Below are 17,572 nucleotides of genomic sequence, written 5' to 3'. Positions count from 1 at the left end.
TTCTATGAAGATACATCCGCAGTAGGGCTAGGAAATCTTGTATATCTAATCTTTCGTCTTGCTGTTTTAGGCGCATTACCCTCGTCTGCAATTTCCTGCACACACTCGGGATCAGAGAGCCATACTCCGGCCCCCATCAGAAACATGAAAACGCAATATGTCGCGTCCCACAGATGGACTGTGAAAGCAGAGACAACCATACTGATGAATGCAATCAAATACCCACGTCGTATCCGTGCATGTTCTCCGGACAACGGAGCAATAATGGCTTTCCAGCAGATCAGAACCGCCGAAAGCGTCAGCAAGAACCAAGGCAGAATTCCGTAGCGTAGTGCTACAAGCAGCCAGAAATTGTCGACACTTGGTCGCAGCCAATGTGGACGAGTCCAGTCACCCAGGCCAATGCCAAAGATCGGGTTTCTGAACACATCATCAATCGCATGGTTGAATATATGAATTCTGTTCCAAGCGGAGCCCGGTGAAAACGTCATCTCGGTTGCGATGATCTGAAACGCATTCCGGTTCGATGCCAGTTCCAGCGCGACATAAAGAGCGCCGAAAATATAGGCAAAGATTTTCCAGCGGTTTTTGATGTTTTTCAAAACCTCATCCCAACCAATCAGAAAGGCTTGCAACAGCACTCCCATGAACGCCCCGGAAGACAATGAACTGAAGACCGCGACCCCAACAACAAGCGGTCGGCGGATTTGATTGAAAAGCGCCCCTTCCGGGCTGAGTGTGTACCACGTGAGGGCAAAAGCAGGAGCACAAAACACCCCAAACAAAATTGGATGGGGCATCGTGGTTTGCGCGCGCTCTAAACCTAATCTGGGCTCCTGAGCAACGTCGGCATATACCGAGAGAATGCCGCGGAAGAAATCGAGAAGGATCGGGTCCCCAGTTTTGTTTTCGTAGAGCGCAAATGGCAACAGCAAAGCCACAATCAGAAAATACCACCACACAAAAGTCCGGAACGAGGCAAGGTTCCGGATCAGCACGCGCGCAGCGAGGTAGGGGATGATCGTCTCGATCACCAAAATACCCGCAAATTCGAACCGATTGGCCCCGTGATTGACGAAAAGCCCCCCCATCATCCAGAAGCTGGCGATAATCACCATAATATCGGGGGTACGCAGCCGCCCCGCTGAGCCATTGACCCAGCGTATTAGAAAAAAAAGCCCAAAAACGAGCAAATATAAACGGTACATGCTCAGCCGCAGGCCACCCAGAAAAAAGAAGAATGGCATCACAAGCGATATGAGCAAAAGCGCAATGAGAAGACGGTTGGGCGAGGCGGCTTCCGCCTGCCCTACTATTCGGGTCCCGCTTTGTGCGACATATGCCATTGCATCAGTCTTTCTTCTTTCGCCCCGACATCATCACGCGGCGAGGCTTTTCTCAGCCATTTTGATATCATAAATATCCCCAAGCAAAGAGTAGTCCTCTTGGGTGATTTGAAGCAAAGCATCAATTTGCCGAGGAGTAAGTGTATTGTCGCGCCGACCGGCCCCGGATTTATTCACATGCTGCACTGGGAACGGTCTGCCCAGCCGATTACTCAAAAACGCATTCATCTCCTCCACCGCTTCCAATCGGAACACATGATCGAAGAGACTTATGTCATTCCCCAGATGCCATGAATATGGTGTTGTATGCACGCGCACCGGGCGACTGACCGCGCGGTATTCATTGAAATGATCGATGAACTCGCCAAATGTCGGGTCGAGTGGCAAATCTTCGTTTTCGATGTCCATCTCTTCGTTGCGCCATCGGAACTGATTTCGGTGTACTTTATCTCTCCAAGCCGATCTGATTCTGGCAACTGGATCGCGTACTAGCGTGAATGTCGTATACCCCTCGGGCACGACGGCCTTAGAAAAAATCTGCGTGCGATAGCCATCCTGTTCATGAATATTGCGCGGCGGGATCAGTTTGGCGCTCGCGAGCCGCCAATGCAGGTTGTTAACGACGCGCTTGATCCCGCGCCCCTTAAAGGGTTCGCCATGATCTAGTTCCCAAAATGTTTCTTTCAGACTGCTGCTGCCAACCTTCGTGATATCGAAATAAACGGCTTTTAAAACCCGCGATACAATCGCCATAATATTTACCTTTCGGGCTCAGAACCCAATCCCTTAGAATCATACGTTTCTGACCGCTGTTTACAATAGATCTACAAATGCGGCGGCATCTTGAGACCTGTCATCCGACAATGACCTGTTTTAAGCCTTATTGTTGCCACCCCACCACTATGAGCTGAGGCCTTCACCGGAAATCCAATGATATACCACCCGTGGCTGGTGCAAAATTTGAGTGGCGATTAGAAGATTGGTAAAATGTGTAATGGAGTATGTATGCGCACTGTTAAGCCTTGGACTTGGCTGTTCGTTCTGATTGTGTGGGCCCGTATGCTGCCGACAATTGTGCGGCGTACCCGCAAGAAACTGAATGGAAAACCCAACCACTTTGCTCAATCCGCGCCACGCCCAATACCTAAGAAGATCTGGATTTACTGGGATCGAGGCGAAGAAAACGCTCCTGATTTGGTCAAGGAATGCATCGCGTCATGGCGTTTTCATAACCCAGACTGGGACATTCACGTTCTGGATACTAAAAGCGCGGCACTGATCGCCGATTTGCGCCATGACCCGTCGAAATTACCGGTCCAGTCATATGCCGATTTACTAAGACTGAGACTCCTGAGACAACAGGGGGGCGTCTGGGCGGATGCGACAACATATTGCCTGACCCCGCTTGACAACTGGCTTCCAGTCGCGGCTCAGCGGGGTTTTTTTGCCTTTACATGGACTAAAAACGATCTCTGGTTCATCTGGCCTGGCATACGCCGGTCAATGACAAACTGGTTTCTTGCTTCTGAACCAGAAGGTAAATTCATCTCTCTATGGGAGGAAGCGAGCTTTGGCTATTGGGAAGGCCGAGCAAAGCCACATAATTATTACTGGCCACATATCATGATCGACTATCTGTATCTGACAAGCCGTACGTTCCGGCGCGCTTTCAACGAAGTACCTAAACTCAGTTGCTATGGCCCGCATTTGGTACATGACGCGGTGACACACAACAGCAACGTGGAAGAAACTGCTGCAGTGCTCAAATCTGGCGCCGCACCAGTGCAGAAACTTCGCTGGAACTGGAGTGAGGATCGCATTGCTGCTGCTCGCAAGCTTCTGGAAGCCAGCAACGGCAGCCCCTGATCACATTCTCTGCTGATTTAGGCTATAAATGGCCATGTCTGCCTGAACCTCTTTGTACAGAGCAACATCAGCCTCGTAATAGTTGGCGATAAAATCTCTTATCTCTGGCTCATCAAAAACCGGTTGCTCGGCCCTGTTGACTGGTTTCATAAGCACTCGCCGTGCTGACCGGCGTAACGTCTCATGCACCGGACCGGGAAGCATCCGCCGGGCTAGCACACTACTGGTTCGGGCGACATGTTTCAGTTGTGGATGACGAAACACTTTTGTTTTGTTAGCATGCCCCAATTGCAGCGTTTCCGCACCGATATGAGTGGAAAGTGCCTGGGCAAACAAATCTAGGCGCTCGACCGGAAAAAGGTTGAACACAAAACGCTCATCGCCAATCCGCACGAAATCTGACTGCCGAGCAAAATGAATAAACTCTGGCCCAATCACATGAGGTTCTGACAGCAGATACTCTTGCACGCGGTAAAACTCGGCACGGATCTCTTTTTCCCCGAGTTGCGCAAATTCATGACCCAGGTACATCTTAGCTCTTTGCGCCATGGCTGACTGGAATCTTTGAAACGGATCACGCAACAACGCATAGCTGTCATAGATCTTCAGCTTTTCAAAAGCTTCCGGATCGAGATCGCGTAAAAGATACAGCGGTAGGTGGCGGAAATCAATTTCACCAAGTTCTGGATGTCGCTCAACCGTTTTCAGAAACCGTTCATCTGCATCGTGGTAAGGCAAAACAGCCGCCCTCACCGAAGTTCCGGCGCATTTCGGCACATGCACGAATACGAAGCTATGACGGTCCGACAAAATCATGACAGAAAACCTTCAACCCAATACACACCATATGCAGGAGTCGTAACAGGTTTGACAATGCATCTGGCAAAAATCGAAAGGGCAGATCTATAATACCCGATCTGCCGTTCCACTGTTCTCATTACTGTCAAGGCCCTTGGTCGTCAGGCCAGCATATCAACAGATCCACCCATGGTATCGACGAACTGCACCTCGTCATCGATCGCAAAACCACTGAGGTTGCCATCGGCATAACGGTTGTTGCTGAAACCAATGTCCCAACCCCATTCCCGGCCGCCGGTAAAATCGAAATCGACATCTGTTACGTCGAGCACAACCTCGCCGTCGACCAAAACCTGCAAGCGGTCCTCGACCTCGTCGACCATCAAGATGATCTCATGCGTTTCTGTGTCGTTCAGACCCAGGTTTTCAACATGGAAACCTTCATGGAACTTGCCGTCGTTATTCTTGACATGCGCCTTAAGGCCGTCGCCAACCAGAGTCAGCCCTACGTGCCCCTTGTTCCAGACCAGCCGCTGTGCATCACCGTCGGCTTCATCGCGGGCGAACTCAACCTTAAAGGCAAGCTGATCTGAATTCTCGAACTGGTGCAACCGTCCAATCTTTACCTGATCCTTATGACCGTCGAGATGCACGGTGGGGCCGTCTACTGTATTGATGATTTGGGCATCGTCTCTCAATTCTGCCTGACCATTGTGCGGCAATCCGGCAATATCCAAAACGAAATCATCAAAAACCATCAGAGATGAGGTCGATGTACCACTGTCAGGTGCTGTCGGAGTCGATGTACCACTGTCAGGTGCTGTCGGAGTCGATGTGCCACTGTCAGGTGCTGTCGGAGTCGATGTACCACTGTCAGGCGAGGTCGTGCCTGTGTTGTTTGTTCCCGAACCGCCGGGGTTAACCACTGTGGTACTGGAACTTCCAACCCAGCTATCGTAGTCAAGCGGATAGAGATCAACCAGACTTGATCCGGCGTCCAACAAATCCACCTTACTGCCGGGGATAACACCATATTGGTTGTACCCGTCAATAGCGGCCGTCGCAATGTAGGTGAACATGAAGTCGTAATGGTCAGGAAGCGACGGGTCCCTGTTCTGAATGATGGCATTGTCCTGAACAATCCAGTCGCTCTGGCCTGTATACCCAACGACAGAAGGCGTGACGTTTTGTTCAACCGTCACGTTCTTGGAACTTCCCCCAACGATGATCTTGGGCGTAGCCACACCGCCGGTCTGTTGCGACGGCACGGTAATCAACGTGTTACTGTCGATCGTCAACCCGTTGGTCATATGCACGGCGATGCCATTTGCATGGGCATTGTAAAGGACGTTATTCTCGATAACGATGTTGTAGTTCCAGTCCGCAGCATCTGAATAGCTGGCCTTGTCCTGCCCAGCCCAGATACCCTGCGTATAGTCACCCGTTCCCATGTCGAGAATGTTGTTGCGGATGGTGATATCGCTACTACCGGTTCCGTTGGAGCGCTGAATCTGGATCATGTCGCGATGGTCACCGGACCCTGCTGCTCCGCCGAAGTCATGAATATAGTTATTCTCGATAAGAACGTTCTGAACTTCGCCGAGCGAAATACCGTCCGACCGGATTGTGTGGATATTGTTTCCGGAGAAGTTGATGTCAGTTGATCTGGACGCACCCAGGGCCTTCCACCAGGAATGGAATTCTGTATTGATGACATCGATACTGCTCGAGTCTCGGATCACCAGCCCCTTGCCAAAACCGGTACCATCTGCATTGGTTCCGGTGCCGCTGGCGAAGTCCCCATCAAAAACTGAGTTGTCGATGGTAATATTGTTGCTGCTGCTGATCAGGAACTTGGTGGTATGGTTCGCATCTCCCTGACTGAAAGTATAATCGAACTTGATCTCGTCGAACGTAATGTTCGAGGAGTTCGTCAGGTAGACCTCGGAAAAGCTCGCCAGCGCGTTTGGATCCGCGGACTTGAGTGTTACGTTGGATGCATATTGAGCGTTCTTTAGGCTTAGCTTACCATAATTGCCTGCCGCTAGGAGGATGGTTTCCCCACCTGTCGCCTGTGACAAAGCTTGGTTCAGCTCTGCCGCAGAGGTCACCGTGATAGTCGTCGACATATCTCACCTTCTGTTTCATAGGCGCTGTGAGTTTCAGCGCACAAGATCCCGCTCACCCAGGACGGATGGAACAGTCGCACAAAGGCGACAGATTGGCCGGAATATGGCTATGTTTGGAAATTGTTGCCTGCTTTAGGACAATACTGCCCTTTTTGCCTTCATTTCCGAGTGAACTCGATACTCGATACCGGGAATTGTTCCCCTTCCCTTAGCGGTACTTGTCGATTTGCCAAATTGATTCCCCTCCCGCAACAATAGACACAGAAATGCCACCATTCCGGCGTGTCCTCGCGTATCTATTCGGAGAATAGGCAACGAATTGCCCGATGCCGTTGCGTAAACTCGTGCGATCCCCCCATAACCGCCGATACTTTGCGCAGTACGCTGTTATGGACACGACTCACTCATGCCCGTAGCCTTTTACAGGTGGCAAATGTGATAAAAACAGGTCCTTCATGCGAAACAAATTGAGCTCTGTTGGAACTCTGATCTGCATTTTTGTGTTCCTGCTCACTTTACCGACACCGCCCTCTGCCGCTCAAGTCTGTACCGGGCCAAGGATCGCGACACTTGCATCTGGCACAAACACCGGACAGATCATCAGAAACGCGTCAGAGCTTTCAGCGGCAATCAGAAATGCCAAAGGTGGCGAAACACTCACATTGCAGGGCGGGAATTACGGCCCTCTGAAAATCAACAAAGCTTTCCAAAACCTTGTCACAATCCAATCAGTGGCTCCCGGGTCGCCGGCCTGCTTTACTGAATTACGCTTAAAAAAAGCTAAGAATGTCGCGCTTGACGGTTTGTTCTTCGACTATGAGTATTCAAAGGGTCACAAGGACTCGGCTAATCGTTTTAGTATTCTGGAGAGCCGGAACATCACTATTACCAATTCGGTATTCGATGGTGGCCACCGATCAGGCGCCGGACACGGGCGCGGGCTGCGTATCCGGAATAGCTTAAGCATCAACATCACGCATTCGATCTTTCGGAAGTGGTGGAAAGCACTAACCGGGGACAGCGTTGTCGACCTTACAATTATTGGTAATGACTTTTCTGATATCCGGTCGGACGGCATAGCGCTTGGTGTGATTGACGGGCTGGTGATCGAAGCCAACCGCCTGCATAATTTTCGGGGCGTGAAGGGTAATAAGGATCACCGTGACATGATCCAGATTCTGCGTAGTTCAAACCAGCGAAGTACTGACATCGTCATCCGCAACAACATTTTTGACATCGGCGCCGGGGATTATGCCCAAACAATCTGGATGGGCGGCGACGGCAAGAATTTAGGGAATCCAATGTTGCGCCATCAGAATGTGCTGATCGAAAACAACATGATCTACAACGCGCATACTCATGGCATTTCCGTTCATGGGATCGACAATCTTTCGATCCGCAAAAACTCGGTCATCCGAGTCCGTCGTGCCGAGAAGGGAAAAGTCACGGTTCCGCGTATCAATGTCTCTGGCTCGACCTATGTTGTAATTGAACAAAACGCGGTCGGAGGCATCATCGGCTACAAAAATCAAAAGGACTGGGTGGTGCTCAACAATGTCATCATTCAGGACCAGTCTCCTTCAGCGCCTGGGTACTACGATCGTGAATTCATCTACTACGCAACCGGACAGGCGAACGGCTTTCATGAATATGGAGTACGCCCCGGTAGTGAAATTGACCGTCTCAATGCTGGTTCATCATTGGTAAATAAATATCCAACTCGAAAATAATTCTTAGTTCGAACGGTGTACTATCTATACCAATTTAAAGAGTGGATAATCAGAATCCAGATCATTCAAGTCAATCTCCGGCAAAGACAAAAAGGTATCCCTGCCTAAGCACAGTTCTGACAGGGCAACTCATAAATACAGTCGAATATTTTCTATGTGCCCCCTCTACAAATATCTTTAAATACTCGGGGCTTATCGTAATATTAACCAAACATCTTCGATCTTATGACTAACTACCTACACTTGTTTTTCCAGACGAGCATCATGAGCACAGTCAAAAAAAATAGTATTTTCCAAACTGGGCGTGAACACCGAAACTTAGTCGTTTTCATTGCGCTGGTAATCGTAATTGTACTGGCGGTTATTTTACGGTTATGGGGGATTGAATACCGCAGTCTTTCTCATCCGGAAATCTACGTTCCTGGCATCCCCCTTGTTCCCGACATCTCCGAACCCCCCCCACGGCTTGGGCTTATGGAAACGATCTGGTGGCACTTTCATGACGAACCGCACCCAATGGGGTGGTATGTGGCCATGTTGGGCTGGACCAAAGCGTTCGGAACCTCTCATCTCGCACTACGGTTTCCGGGTGTCCTGTTTGCCTTGGGCACCATCCCGCTGATTTTCCTGATCGCGCGAAGCGTATTCGGATCGACCGTGGCCTGTCTGGCTGCTTTATTGCTGGCACTCCATGGCTTTCATATCTACTGGAGCCAGCTGGCTCGCATGTATGTCGCAGGCACCTTCCTGTCACTCTTGGCAACCTGGCTTTTGATATCCCTTGTCAGGACGCGCAAGCCAAGACCCAAAATCGAGATAGCTTATATCGCTTCGGTCTTGGCCGGAATTCTGACAGTCGAGTTCTTCTGGCCGTTAATCTTAATTCACCTGTTCTGGGCAATACTCGTTTTACCCCAGCCCGCGAAGGAGGCCGGGCAACTTTCACATTGGATTATTCTAAGACGGGGGCCTCGGCTACTTCAGATTCAGGCTCTAGCCTTCATCCTGTCCGCTCCAGCGCTGACCCATATCGCCTACCGCGCGCGCAAAGCCGCAGCCCGCGATCCGGAACCTGATTTTCTGATTGAATATTTCTCTTTCGGATTTCTTTTTGCAAAAGATCATCGCATCATTCCGATGCTGCAGATTGAGCCGATCTGGACCTGGCTTCTTCTCGCCTTTTCTCTGCTGCTGCTTGCAGCCAGCCTAAAAGCACCAAAGCGCGAAGCACCGGTCGTAAGCATAGAGCGAAACGTCCCTTTTTGGGTTTTGAGTTTTGCTGCCGTTGGTTCGGCCTGTTTCATGCTTTGGCTTGCCTCAATCGCACACCGTCGGACCGAGGCGCTGATGGCAATGTCCGTTTTACCCTTTTTTGCACTCCTTATTCCTGCCATAGGCACGACTTGGCGCGCGCTGGTCCCCAGACTACCGTCGAAGACCCTACGCTACCCACAAGAAAGAACCTGGCTCTTATGGCTTCTTGCAGTGGTTTCGCCACTGATCCTTTTTGTGACATCCTACGAAGTATATGTTCTAGCCAACCGGGCCTTTTTACTCTTCATACCCTATCTTCTGATCCTCTGTGCCGCGGGTGCCGTCTGGATGTTCCGGAACACCACCCTCAAGCTGGCATCGGTAGGGATGTGCGTCATCGTATTTGCTTTCAGCATACCCTATGCCGCCCAAAAGCCCGGCGCTCCCAACGATTACCAGGGAATTGCGCAGGCGATGCTACCTGAAATGCGCCCTGATGACCTTGTGTTTATGCGGCAGACACGCGACTGGACTGATACACCCCTGTTCTATTACATTAACGACGCTAATTTTATCGTATCTGAGCATGAGTCAGCTTTGCGCGCCCACCCAGCTGCCCGCGTCTGGCTGGTCACATGGCCCGGTGAAGGGAAGCCCCCCGTATCCGATGTTAGGCGCGAAGTCCTTAGTGACTATAAGCCGATACTAAAAATCAAAAAATTGCGGGCCAGCGCAGAACTCTTTGAACCCAAGACGCAACCATGATCACCGATATCTGACTGGACAAAAAATGGCCGGGCCATGTCGTCGCAGAACATAGATAATCCCTCATCTCTGTCTCAAATACTTCCAAAAACGTTTTAGGTAGTACGATCAATCAAATGAATTCAGGCTCCACACTGTTTGACTGCTAATTAGCAAAAGCCCACCGGCGGGATGCGAGATAAGTGAGCGTCGGAACTGTCGCGATGATCACCGTGAGGGCCAAGAAATAGCTGAGACCAGCCAGATTAACCAACGCGTAGACAATTGCTTGATTTAGGAACAGACCAATTCCCGCAATTGTCAGAAATCGCGGCATGGCCTGCCGGTGATCCGCCTCGGACTGAAAGCTGAACCGATGGTGTCCGAAATAGGACACTAAAAATCCAGCTCCGAAACCAAATGCATTTGCCGAAAACGGATGCAAAAACCCTATTTCTATCAACGCAATCGCAACCACAGCATGGGTGATCGTGGCAAGAACGCCGACGACCCCAAAGGCCACAATACTTCTTAAATCAATGGGCTTCACAATGACTCTTCCGAACCTGAAATGACGCGCTCCACGACAAAATGGGGGCGACGTTTGCTCTGTAAATACAACCTGCCAATATATTCGCCAAGGATTCCGATTGTCAGGAGCTGAACTGAGCTCACCAGCAGGACAACCACCATAACCGAAGACCAGCCCGAGACCACATCACCGGTAAACCACCTAAACAGAACCCAGACAATGAGCAACGCCCCCAGAAAGGTTGTAAAAAGTGCCAGCCATGTCGCCAGCCGCAGTGGAACGATAGAGAACCCGGTAATTGCATCGACGGCCAACTGCAGCATCTTTTTAAACGGATACTTGGTTTCCCCGGCGAAACGCTCGGCTCGATCATACAGCAAAGGCACCTGCCGGAAACCGAGCCAACTGACCATGCCGCGAATAAAGCGATCTTCTTCAGGCATGGCGTTCAGATAGTCGACCACCGTGCGGGACATCAGACGAAAATCGCCGGTGTCCAGCGGGATATCGACATCGGTCAGCCGGTCGAGGAGGCGATAGAACGATGCGGCTGTCGCCCGTTTGGCGGCGGTCTCGCCCGCGCGCTGCCGACGCTGGCCATACACGACATCGGCCCCGTCTTGCATCAGGGCCAGCATCTCGGGCAAAAGTTCCGGCGGGTCCTGTAGATCGGCGTCCAGCACCAGAATCCGGCCCCCGCGCACATAAGCCAGGCCGGCCGAAAGCGCCTTTTGGTGCCCATGATTGCGCGATAGGATCACCGCCCGGATATTGGGCCGGGTTTGCGCAAGCTCGGTGATCATCCAACGCGTCCGATCTGTTGATCCGTCATCTACGAGGATCAGCTCCCAGGACATCCCGAAACACTCTACGGCCACAGCACTGGCCCGGCGGACAAGTTCCGGCAGCACGTCTTCTTCGTTGAAACAGGGCACCACAATTGACAGGCCAACCTCGGCCTGTATCCGATGTTGCTCCGCGTCCGGCGTCTGAACTTTGTCCATCGTTACAACAATCCCTTCCGGCGCTTTCGCCGTCTTAGAGTTTTGATCCCAAATCTCGAACGGTTTTACAATGTGTCGGTCAATGAACGTAAATTGGAACTGTGGCCATTGTGTTGCTTGATCGCGGGGCGATAAAAGTGACAGAGGACGGGAAAATCGCTTAGTATCAAAGTCAGAGTTTGATGGAAGGTATTGTTTAGTGGCGCTCATAAATGGGTTTTGCAATGACCGATGCCAAAGTCCCTTTTCGGATTTTGTTGCCAATAACAGCAGCGCTGGCGGCGCTGATTTTCTTACCAACCGCCGGGCTCGGCATTGCGCAATCCGGCTTGAACCCGGATGAGTGGCGGTTTGCGGCCGGGCGCGCAAACGGGTTTGCCGAGATTCATGGCCGCTGGGCCACCCATTGGGCCCATGAGGTTTTTGTTGGCAAAACCGCCCCGATCGCGCTGTTGATAGCCATCATCTTTGTGGCGCTGTTCGGGATTTCTGTTCTGATCGCGCGCCGATCCACGCGACCGGCAGGTCCCGCAATGACTATCACAGCAATCCTAGCGGTCTTTCTGGCCGGGTTTTCGCATGTCTACCTGACGGAAATCCTGCATTACCAGACGCTTGCGCCATGGTTCAGCCTTGGCCTTTTCACATCTCTCGCGGCCATGGCGCTTATCGAACCAGTCAAAGCGGGGTCAGTCCCCCGCATGATCCTGCGCCTGATCGTAGCGGCTGAACTCTTGTCTATCTCGATGGGGTTTTATCAAAGCTACGCCCTGCTGGGCCTCCTTGTTCCAGCCACGGTGCTGATCCGGGTGGATCGGTTCGATCACAGACAAAGCCTGTTCTGCCTACTGCAGGTGACCGTTGTCTCGGTCGCGGCGCTGATCCTGTACCGGCTCCAATTGTCGGCCACGCTGACCCTGCTGGATCTCGATGCCAATTTCCGCTTTTCCGCCAGGATGGACATGGCCACAGTGTTCGACAAACTCTCTACACTACCGCGGCTTGAGCGGTCGATCCACAACGGAGGGCTTCTGGGTCTGCACCAGCCCTATCGCGGCCTGTTTCTGCTTTCCACCGCTGCGGCCTGCGGAGTGGTTCTGCTGGCGGCATTGACCGCTTGTTTGGCGCCGCACGCGCTGCGCGGCGGGGGATGGCTGGGAGCGTTTCGCGTACTTCTGGGCGGGCTCGGAGCGTTTTTTATCCTGCCGGTTCTGATCTGGTTCCTTTATCCGGAGCCCTATTTCATCGCGCGTAGCATCGGTTTCATGGGCTTTGTCTTCGCCGGTGTCGTGCTGGCCTCTACCACTGTCATTGTGCAAGGAATGGACAGTCGCGCTGTATCCCGACTGATGCCGGTCGGAGGGCTAGCTCTGGTGCTGGTCTTTGGCGTCACGCAGGCGTTTACCTCATCGCGTCTGTGGCCGCTGTTTCAGCGTGTCGCGGAACAGGACGTGGCCTTGGCCGACGCGATTGTAACCCGGGCTGATCCCCTTGAAGGCTTCGATGTCCGGTCCGTTCCGATCCGTTCTGTTGGTGCTCCGTCTTATTCGAAACTAAGCTTCGGCGATTTTCACACCCCCAGCACCTTTCATCGAGGCATCGACATAAACTCGATCTTTCAGGTCCGCTATGGGGCGGCGGATTATGCCAGCTCGGCGCTTGCAACTCCAAGAACCTGCCCCGCCTTCCCGGCGGAGGGTTCGGTTTTCATGGCCGATGGCACGCTTTTTGTCTGTCTCGAAGCCTCAGCCCCGCTCCCAGCGCGTTCCACCTGCTTTCCTCTCAACGCGGGCAAGGGCGGGGCGGTCTGCTATGCTGACGGTATGGCCGTTCTGGTCGGCAGGACCTGTACGGATATTGACCCCGGCAAAGGTCAGATCGTCGCAACGCAGTTGAACCAAGCAGGGCACCGAGTCCGGTCCAATCGCTTTAACTGGCAGGCGCGCGAGACTTGGATGAACGGCCTCTGCCACCGGTTTGTCGCGAATACAGACAGGCCATTCTCGACATTGCGCATTGAACATAAGATCGCCGCACCCGGGCAGACCTGGGCCGTTGAGCGTAATGCCAGTGACGCGCGAACGCTGGAAGAGATTTTCGAGACGGGCAATAAGCGGGAGTGAAACTACATGGAACGCAGGAATCTGATTGGGTTTGCCATCTTTCTCATAAGCGGTGCGATACTTGCTTTTCTGGCAGGTGTCTCAGTCGCGGTTCTGGACCTGCCACCAACTGCTGTGGTCCGCAACGTTAAAAACACGGCAAAGGAACTGGTCCGCGGACCGTGGTATCGGGATCACCGCTGGATGCCGCGCCGTTATGAAGGTGTGGGCCTCGTCAAACACGACCCCGAGCGCAGCTGGGCCGGGATCACGGTCATGCAAGGCATGTTTGACGAGGGGATCAAGGCCCGTGCCTATGACGCAGATGGCACGCTCTTACAGGAATGGCCGCTCGATTTTCTCTCAATCTGGCCCAAGCCGACCCACATCCTGCCCGAGAGCCGCATTCCCAAAGGTTCGAAGGGGTACCATACTCAGGGAATTGCCCTCGAAAAGGACGGCTCTATCCTCGTCAATTTTGCCGAGCGTGGCACCGCACGCCTTGGCCCTTGCGGCGATGTGATCTGGACCGTTGACCACATGACCCACCACTCGATCACAGAAAACCCGGACGGGACCTACTGGATTCCAAACAAACGCGACCCTGCAACTGTCGCTGAGGAATATAGGCTCCCAGGAGCTTCGATAGAGGCAATCCTAGAAGCTGACAATTATTACGCCGATTCTGCACTCCTGATCGATACGGACGGTCGCGTCATAGAAGACGTCCCGATCCTGGAACCCGCGCTCGACTGGCTGGCCCAACGTCAGGAATTCGACATTATCTACGGGCTAAACGAGGAAGACCTAGATCCAATACACCTGAACGACATTGAGGTTGTAACCCCGGCATTAAGTGCCCGGCTTCCCGGATCAGAACCAGGCGACCTGCTACTTTCCATGCGCAATCTCAACGCACTGACTGTGCTGAACAAATCCAGCAACAAGATCGTCTGGATGCAACACGGGCCATGGGTGCAACAGCACGATCCGGACATCGCTCCGGATGGGACTATCACAGTCTTTGACAATGGCAGCGGGCGGCGAATGCCAGGGCGCGATTTCGTAGGGGCCCGCGTGCTTCGTTTCGACCCCGTGACCAGTCTGGCTGAGACAATCTACCCAAAGACGGATGATCAGCGGTTTTTCAGCTTCATTATGGGCACACACCAGGCGCTGCCCAACGATAACATTCTGGTAACCGAGAGCATGTCAGGACGCGTTTTCGAATTCACACCGGACGGGGAGATTGTCTGGGAGATGGTGTTCGTTGCGGGAACACGCTCTGCCGCGCTCATCGAAGAAGCCCGGCGATATCCTCTGGGTTATGTCGATAGATCGGTCTGGTCCTGCCCATAACTTTTCATGGTTTCAGGGGTATCCGCCCCCGGATTGCTACGTGATACTGCTGCAAACTTGTGATTGCAAACCGACACTGACAATTGAAAACTCGCGGTCCGACACGGAACTCTTTGAGCCTGTTATAAAACCATGATCACGTAATCCAGACCTAGCAGAAAAGACACTCGCCATGGAGCCGTTGAATAAGAACACTACTACATCTTCGCCTCAGGCAAACGTTGCGGATCAAGACGTTCCCACACTCAGCCTCGTTGTACCGGTGTTCAATGAAGAAGACGTCCTGCCGGTCTTGTTTGATCGTTTGAGACGTATCTTGGAACATTTGGGGGAAAGCTATGAAATCATCTGTGTAAATGACGGAAGTACTGATGGAACAGCGGAACTTTTGACGGAAGCACACGCGCGTGATGATCGCATCAAGGTTCTGAATTTTTCGCGTAACTTCGGCAAGGAAATTGCATTGACGGCTGGACTCGACGTCGCTTTGGGAAAGGCTGTTGTTCCTATAGACGCGGATTTACAGGACCCACCCGAGCTGATTGAAACGTTCCTCAAAAAATGGCGTGAAGGGTTTGATGTTGTTTACGCCGTCCGACGCCGCCGCAACACCGATACCGCGATGAAGCGCTGGTCGGCGACCAAGTTCTATCAAGTCATTAACCGACTTTCAGGTGTATCTATCCCGGCCAATACCGGTGATTTTCGCCTTATGGATCAGCGCGTGGTGCGCGTTATTGTTCAGTTACGCGAGCAGAACCGCTTTATGAAAGGTCTTTTTGCCTGGGTCGGATTTCGACATGCCGAAATCACTTACGACCGGCCAGAGCGCGCAGCTGGGGAGACCAAGTTCAATTATTGGCGCCTTTGGAACTTCGCATTGGACGGCATCACCGGATTTAGCACAGTTCCTTTGCGAGTGGCAGGCTACGTCGGGATGCTAACGGCAATGGGGGCGATCATTTATGGCCTTTTTCTGATCATGCGCACCCTGACCCACGGAGTAGATGTGCCCGGCTATGCCTCATTAATGGTTGCTGTTCTGCTCATCGGCGGCCTCCAACTCGTCGTACTTGGCGTGATCGGAGAATATTTGGGACGCCTTTATGAAGAAGCCCGAAAGCGCCCACTTTACGTCGTTGAAAGCAGCCTTGGTCTGAAATTCGATGAAAACAAATAAACACGTGGATGCTTACTATGGTCAGCTACCGCCCCAAGTTCTTCATAGGGCATGTAACGTGCTCGCGGTTGATAACGCCGGTTGTTGCCCCACTAAAAAGATCTCCATATTGCGAACAATTTGATACATTCGGCCCAAAGGGTACAGTATTTCGAAACAAGTTCATCGCGCCAGGACTCCCACGTTGACTTGGTTCGAACAGCAGAGGACAAGTACAAAGACTATTTAAAGTCGGGTTTTGCGAATGCGTATTGTTTCATACATCTCAGCGATCTTACTGATTGCCATCTTTTCATTCGCTGTGGGCATGTGGACGACCCACAAGGAATGGGCACCTTGGAAAATTCTCAATCAGTCCCGGGAAGTCGTAAAGTCTTGGAGGTCCACCGGATATGTCGTCCCTGGCGGAACTTATCTCCACCGCCCGGATCGAATGCCATCGGATGCATACGTCGCCCATCGACCCGATAAAATCGCGCCCGGATTTGTGTTGATCAATCGGATCGCAAATCCTGACCCGGGCTATATTACTGAACTCATTGATACCAAAGGCAACGTGCTGCACACGTGGAAGATCGACCATTCCAAGGTTATCGATAGTGGAAACGAAGGCGAATTCGTTCATGCCATTCGCCCTCTGCCTGATGGTTCGATCCTTGCCAATTTCGATGACAACATGGGTATGGCAAGGTTTGACGCCTGCGGAGGCATCGTCTGGCGGCGTACAGATATGGTGTTTCACCATTCGCTGACTGAAGATCCCGACCTTGGCGGATTCTGGACCTGGACATCCAAATTCTGGGATGGCGGCCATGATCAGCAGATGACTCGGATCGATGAGGAAACCGGTGAAACGCTTGAGAGCATCGACTTGGCAAAAGACGTTATTCTTCCTGACCCCAACGCACAACTGGCCTTTCGCATTCCGCACGGCTTCAAATGGCGTTGGGACGCTGGTGTAGATGAAATCCCCGACATCATTCACCCCAATGATGTGGAAGTTTTACCTGCGGCATGGGCCGACGCCTTCCCTGAGTTCTCTGCAGGCGATCTTATAATGTCACATAGATCAATTGATCTTGTTGGGGTTGTTGATCGCGAGACAAAACGTCTGAAGTGGTTTCAGGCGGGTCCATGGGAGCATCAGCATGATGCGGATTTCCATCCTGACGGCACGATTACGGTATACTCAAACAACACCGAACGCCGTCGGTCTTCTATTATCGAAATGGACATGAACACCGGCAAAGTACGAGACAAGTTTGGTGGGACTGAACTGGTTTTCGACAGTCATATCATGGGGCAGCAGGAACGACTGCCAAATGGAAACTGGCTGATTGCGTCGCCAATGGAGGGCAGGGTCATTGAGGTGACGGTAGATGGCGAACTGGTTCGCGAAATATCGAATATCCTGACTGACAAGCATAATTCTATCATCACGACAGCCGTTCACGTTCCGCCCGATTACTTTGACGCCATACCGTCCTGCGAACAGTAAAACCGCAAAAGGATCGTCACCAGTCTGCTA

At 52.2% G+C, this 17,572-nt stretch carries 13 protein-coding genes; 7 read left to right on the top strand and 6 right to left on the bottom strand.

The window, feature by feature from the left end:
- Window positions 1-2: 2 nt before the first annotated feature.
- Together I9187_RS19590 and I9187_RS19585 are read right to left on the bottom strand one after the other, a co-directional pair.
- A complete protein-coding gene (locus I9187_RS19590) occupies window positions 3-1,346 on the bottom strand; it encodes a hypothetical protein (RefSeq protein WP_209509860.1) in 1,344 nt (447 codons plus the stop codon).
- Window positions 1,347-1,379: 33 nt separating this feature from the next.
- Window positions 1,380-2,099 (bottom strand): sulfotransferase family 2 domain-containing protein, encoded by a 720-nt coding sequence (locus I9187_RS19585; RefSeq protein WP_209509861.1) that lies wholly within the window; start codon window positions 2,097-2,099, stop codon window positions 1,380-1,382.
- A 306-nt stretch (window positions 2,100-2,405) separates the two neighbouring features.
- On the opposite strand from I9187_RS19585, the gene I9187_RS19580 reads away from it, so the two are divergent.
- Window positions 2,406-3,212, top strand: coding sequence for a capsular polysaccharide synthesis protein (locus I9187_RS19580; protein ID WP_209940303.1), 807 nt, complete (start codon window positions 2,406-2,408; stop codon window positions 3,210-3,212).
- On the opposite strand, the gene I9187_RS19575 is transcribed toward I9187_RS19580, so the two are convergent.
- Window positions 3,213-4,028, bottom strand: a complete 816-nt coding sequence (locus I9187_RS19575) for a sulfotransferase family 2 domain-containing protein (protein ID WP_209509863.1) — start codon at window positions 4,026-4,028, stop codon at window positions 3,213-3,215. It abuts the gene before it with no gap.
- 143 nt (window positions 4,029-4,171) lie between these two features.
- A complete protein-coding gene (locus I9187_RS19570) occupies window positions 4,172-6,139 on the bottom strand; it encodes a right-handed parallel beta-helix repeat-containing protein (RefSeq protein WP_209940302.1) in 1,968 nt (655 codons plus the stop codon).
- Window positions 6,140-6,594: 455 nt separating this feature from the next.
- Between I9187_RS19570 and I9187_RS19565 the strand changes: the two genes are divergently transcribed.
- Both I9187_RS19565 and I9187_RS19560 read left to right on the top strand, forming a co-directional pair.
- Window positions 6,595-7,869 (top strand): right-handed parallel beta-helix repeat-containing protein, encoded by a 1,275-nt coding sequence (locus I9187_RS19565; protein WP_209509793.1) that lies wholly within the window; start codon window positions 6,595-6,597, stop codon window positions 7,867-7,869.
- Window positions 7,870-8,133: 264 nt separating this feature from the next.
- The gene (locus I9187_RS19560; protein WP_209509794.1) at window positions 8,134-9,888 is read left to right on the top strand and encodes a glycosyltransferase family 39 protein; all 1,755 of its coding nucleotides are present in this window, start codon (window positions 8,134-8,136) and stop codon (window positions 9,886-9,888) included.
- Window positions 9,889-10,033: 145 nt separating this feature from the next.
- Here the strand turns inward: I9187_RS19560 and I9187_RS19555 are convergent, their stop codons facing one another.
- Together I9187_RS19555 and I9187_RS19550 are read right to left on the bottom strand one after the other, a co-directional pair.
- Entirely contained in the window at window positions 10,034-10,417 is a 384-nt protein-coding gene (locus I9187_RS19555; RefSeq protein WP_209509795.1) for a GtrA family protein, read from the bottom strand.
- Window positions 10,414-11,403 carry a glycosyltransferase family 2 protein gene (locus tag I9187_RS19550; RefSeq protein WP_209509796.1) on the bottom strand — a complete coding sequence of 330 codons (990 nt, stop codon included), beginning with the start codon at window positions 11,401-11,403 and terminating at the stop codon, window positions 10,414-10,416. Before I9187_RS19550 ends, I9187_RS19555 begins: the two co-directional genes overlap by 4 nt.
- Window positions 11,404-11,627: 224 nt before the next feature.
- Here I9187_RS19550 and I9187_RS19545 point away from each other — a divergent pair, with 224 nt between their 5' ends.
- The 4 genes from I9187_RS19545 to I9187_RS19530 all read left to right on the top strand — a co-directional run bounded on the left by I9187_RS19545 (window position 11,628) and on the right by I9187_RS19530 (window position 17,542).
- Window positions 11,628-13,526, top strand: a complete 1,899-nt coding sequence (locus I9187_RS19545) for a glucosyltransferase domain-containing protein (protein ID WP_209509797.1) — start codon at window positions 11,628-11,630, stop codon at window positions 13,524-13,526.
- 6 nt (window positions 13,527-13,532) lie between these two features.
- Entirely contained in the window at window positions 13,533-14,864 is a 1,332-nt protein-coding gene (locus tag I9187_RS19540; RefSeq protein WP_209940301.1) for an arylsulfotransferase family protein, read from the top strand.
- Window positions 14,865-15,036: 172 nt separating this feature from the next.
- Window positions 15,037-16,044: a glycosyltransferase family 2 protein gene (locus I9187_RS19535; protein ID WP_209509799.1), complete on the top strand. Its 1,008-nt coding sequence runs from the start codon at window positions 15,037-15,039 to the stop codon at window positions 16,042-16,044.
- A 244-nt stretch (window positions 16,045-16,288) separates the two neighbouring features.
- The gene (locus tag I9187_RS19530; RefSeq protein WP_209509800.1) at window positions 16,289-17,542 is read left to right on the top strand and encodes an arylsulfotransferase family protein; all 1,254 of its coding nucleotides are present in this window, start codon (window positions 16,289-16,291) and stop codon (window positions 17,540-17,542) included.
- Window positions 17,543-17,572: the final 30 nt, after the last annotated feature.

The organism is Ruegeria sp. HKCCE4148, from assembly GCF_017872495.1.
Lineage (GTDB): Bacteria > Pseudomonadota > Alphaproteobacteria > Rhodobacterales > Rhodobacteraceae > Ruegeria.
The sequence above is the reverse complement of the archived record's forward strand: the minus strand, read 5'-3'. Positions and strand labels throughout refer to the sequence as shown.

Coding starts and splice junctions, on each gene's coding strand:
- I9187_RS19580 (WP_209940303.1), top strand. CDS start 2,406: ATGCTGCCGACAATTGTGCGGCGTACCCGCAAGAAACTGAATGGAAAA.
- I9187_RS19545 (WP_209509797.1), top strand. CDS start 11,628: ATGACCGATGCCAAAGTCCCTTTTCGGATTTTGTTGCCAATAACAGCA.
- I9187_RS19550 (WP_209509796.1), bottom strand. CDS start 11,403: ATGGACAAAGTTCAGACGCCGGACGCGGAGCAACATCGGATACAGGCC.
- I9187_RS19530 (WP_209509800.1), top strand. CDS start 16,289: ATGCGTATTGTTTCATACATCTCAGCGATCTTACTGATTGCCATCTTT.
- I9187_RS19535 (WP_209509799.1), top strand. CDS start 15,037: ATGGAGCCGTTGAATAAGAACACTACTACATCTTCGCCTCAGGCAAAC.
- I9187_RS19540 (WP_209940301.1), top strand. CDS start 13,533: ATGGAACGCAGGAATCTGATTGGGTTTGCCATCTTTCTCATAAGCGGT.
- I9187_RS19565 (WP_209509793.1), top strand. CDS start 6,595: ATGCGAAACAAATTGAGCTCTGTTGGAACTCTGATCTGCATTTTTGTG.
- I9187_RS19560 (WP_209509794.1), top strand. CDS start 8,134: ATGAGCACAGTCAAAAAAAATAGTATTTTCCAAACTGGGCGTGAACAC.
- I9187_RS19585 (WP_209509861.1), bottom strand. CDS start 2,099: ATGGCGATTGTATCGCGGGTTTTAAAAGCCGTTTATTTCGATATCACG.
- I9187_RS19575 (WP_209509863.1), bottom strand. CDS start 4,028: ATGATTTTGTCGGACCGTCATAGCTTCGTATTCGTGCATGTGCCGAAA.
- I9187_RS19590 (WP_209509860.1), bottom strand. CDS start 1,346: ATGGCATATGTCGCACAAAGCGGGACCCGAATAGTAGGGCAGGCGGAA.
- I9187_RS19570 (WP_209940302.1), bottom strand. CDS start 6,139: ATGTCGACGACTATCACGGTGACCTCTGCGGCAGAGCTGAACCAAGCT.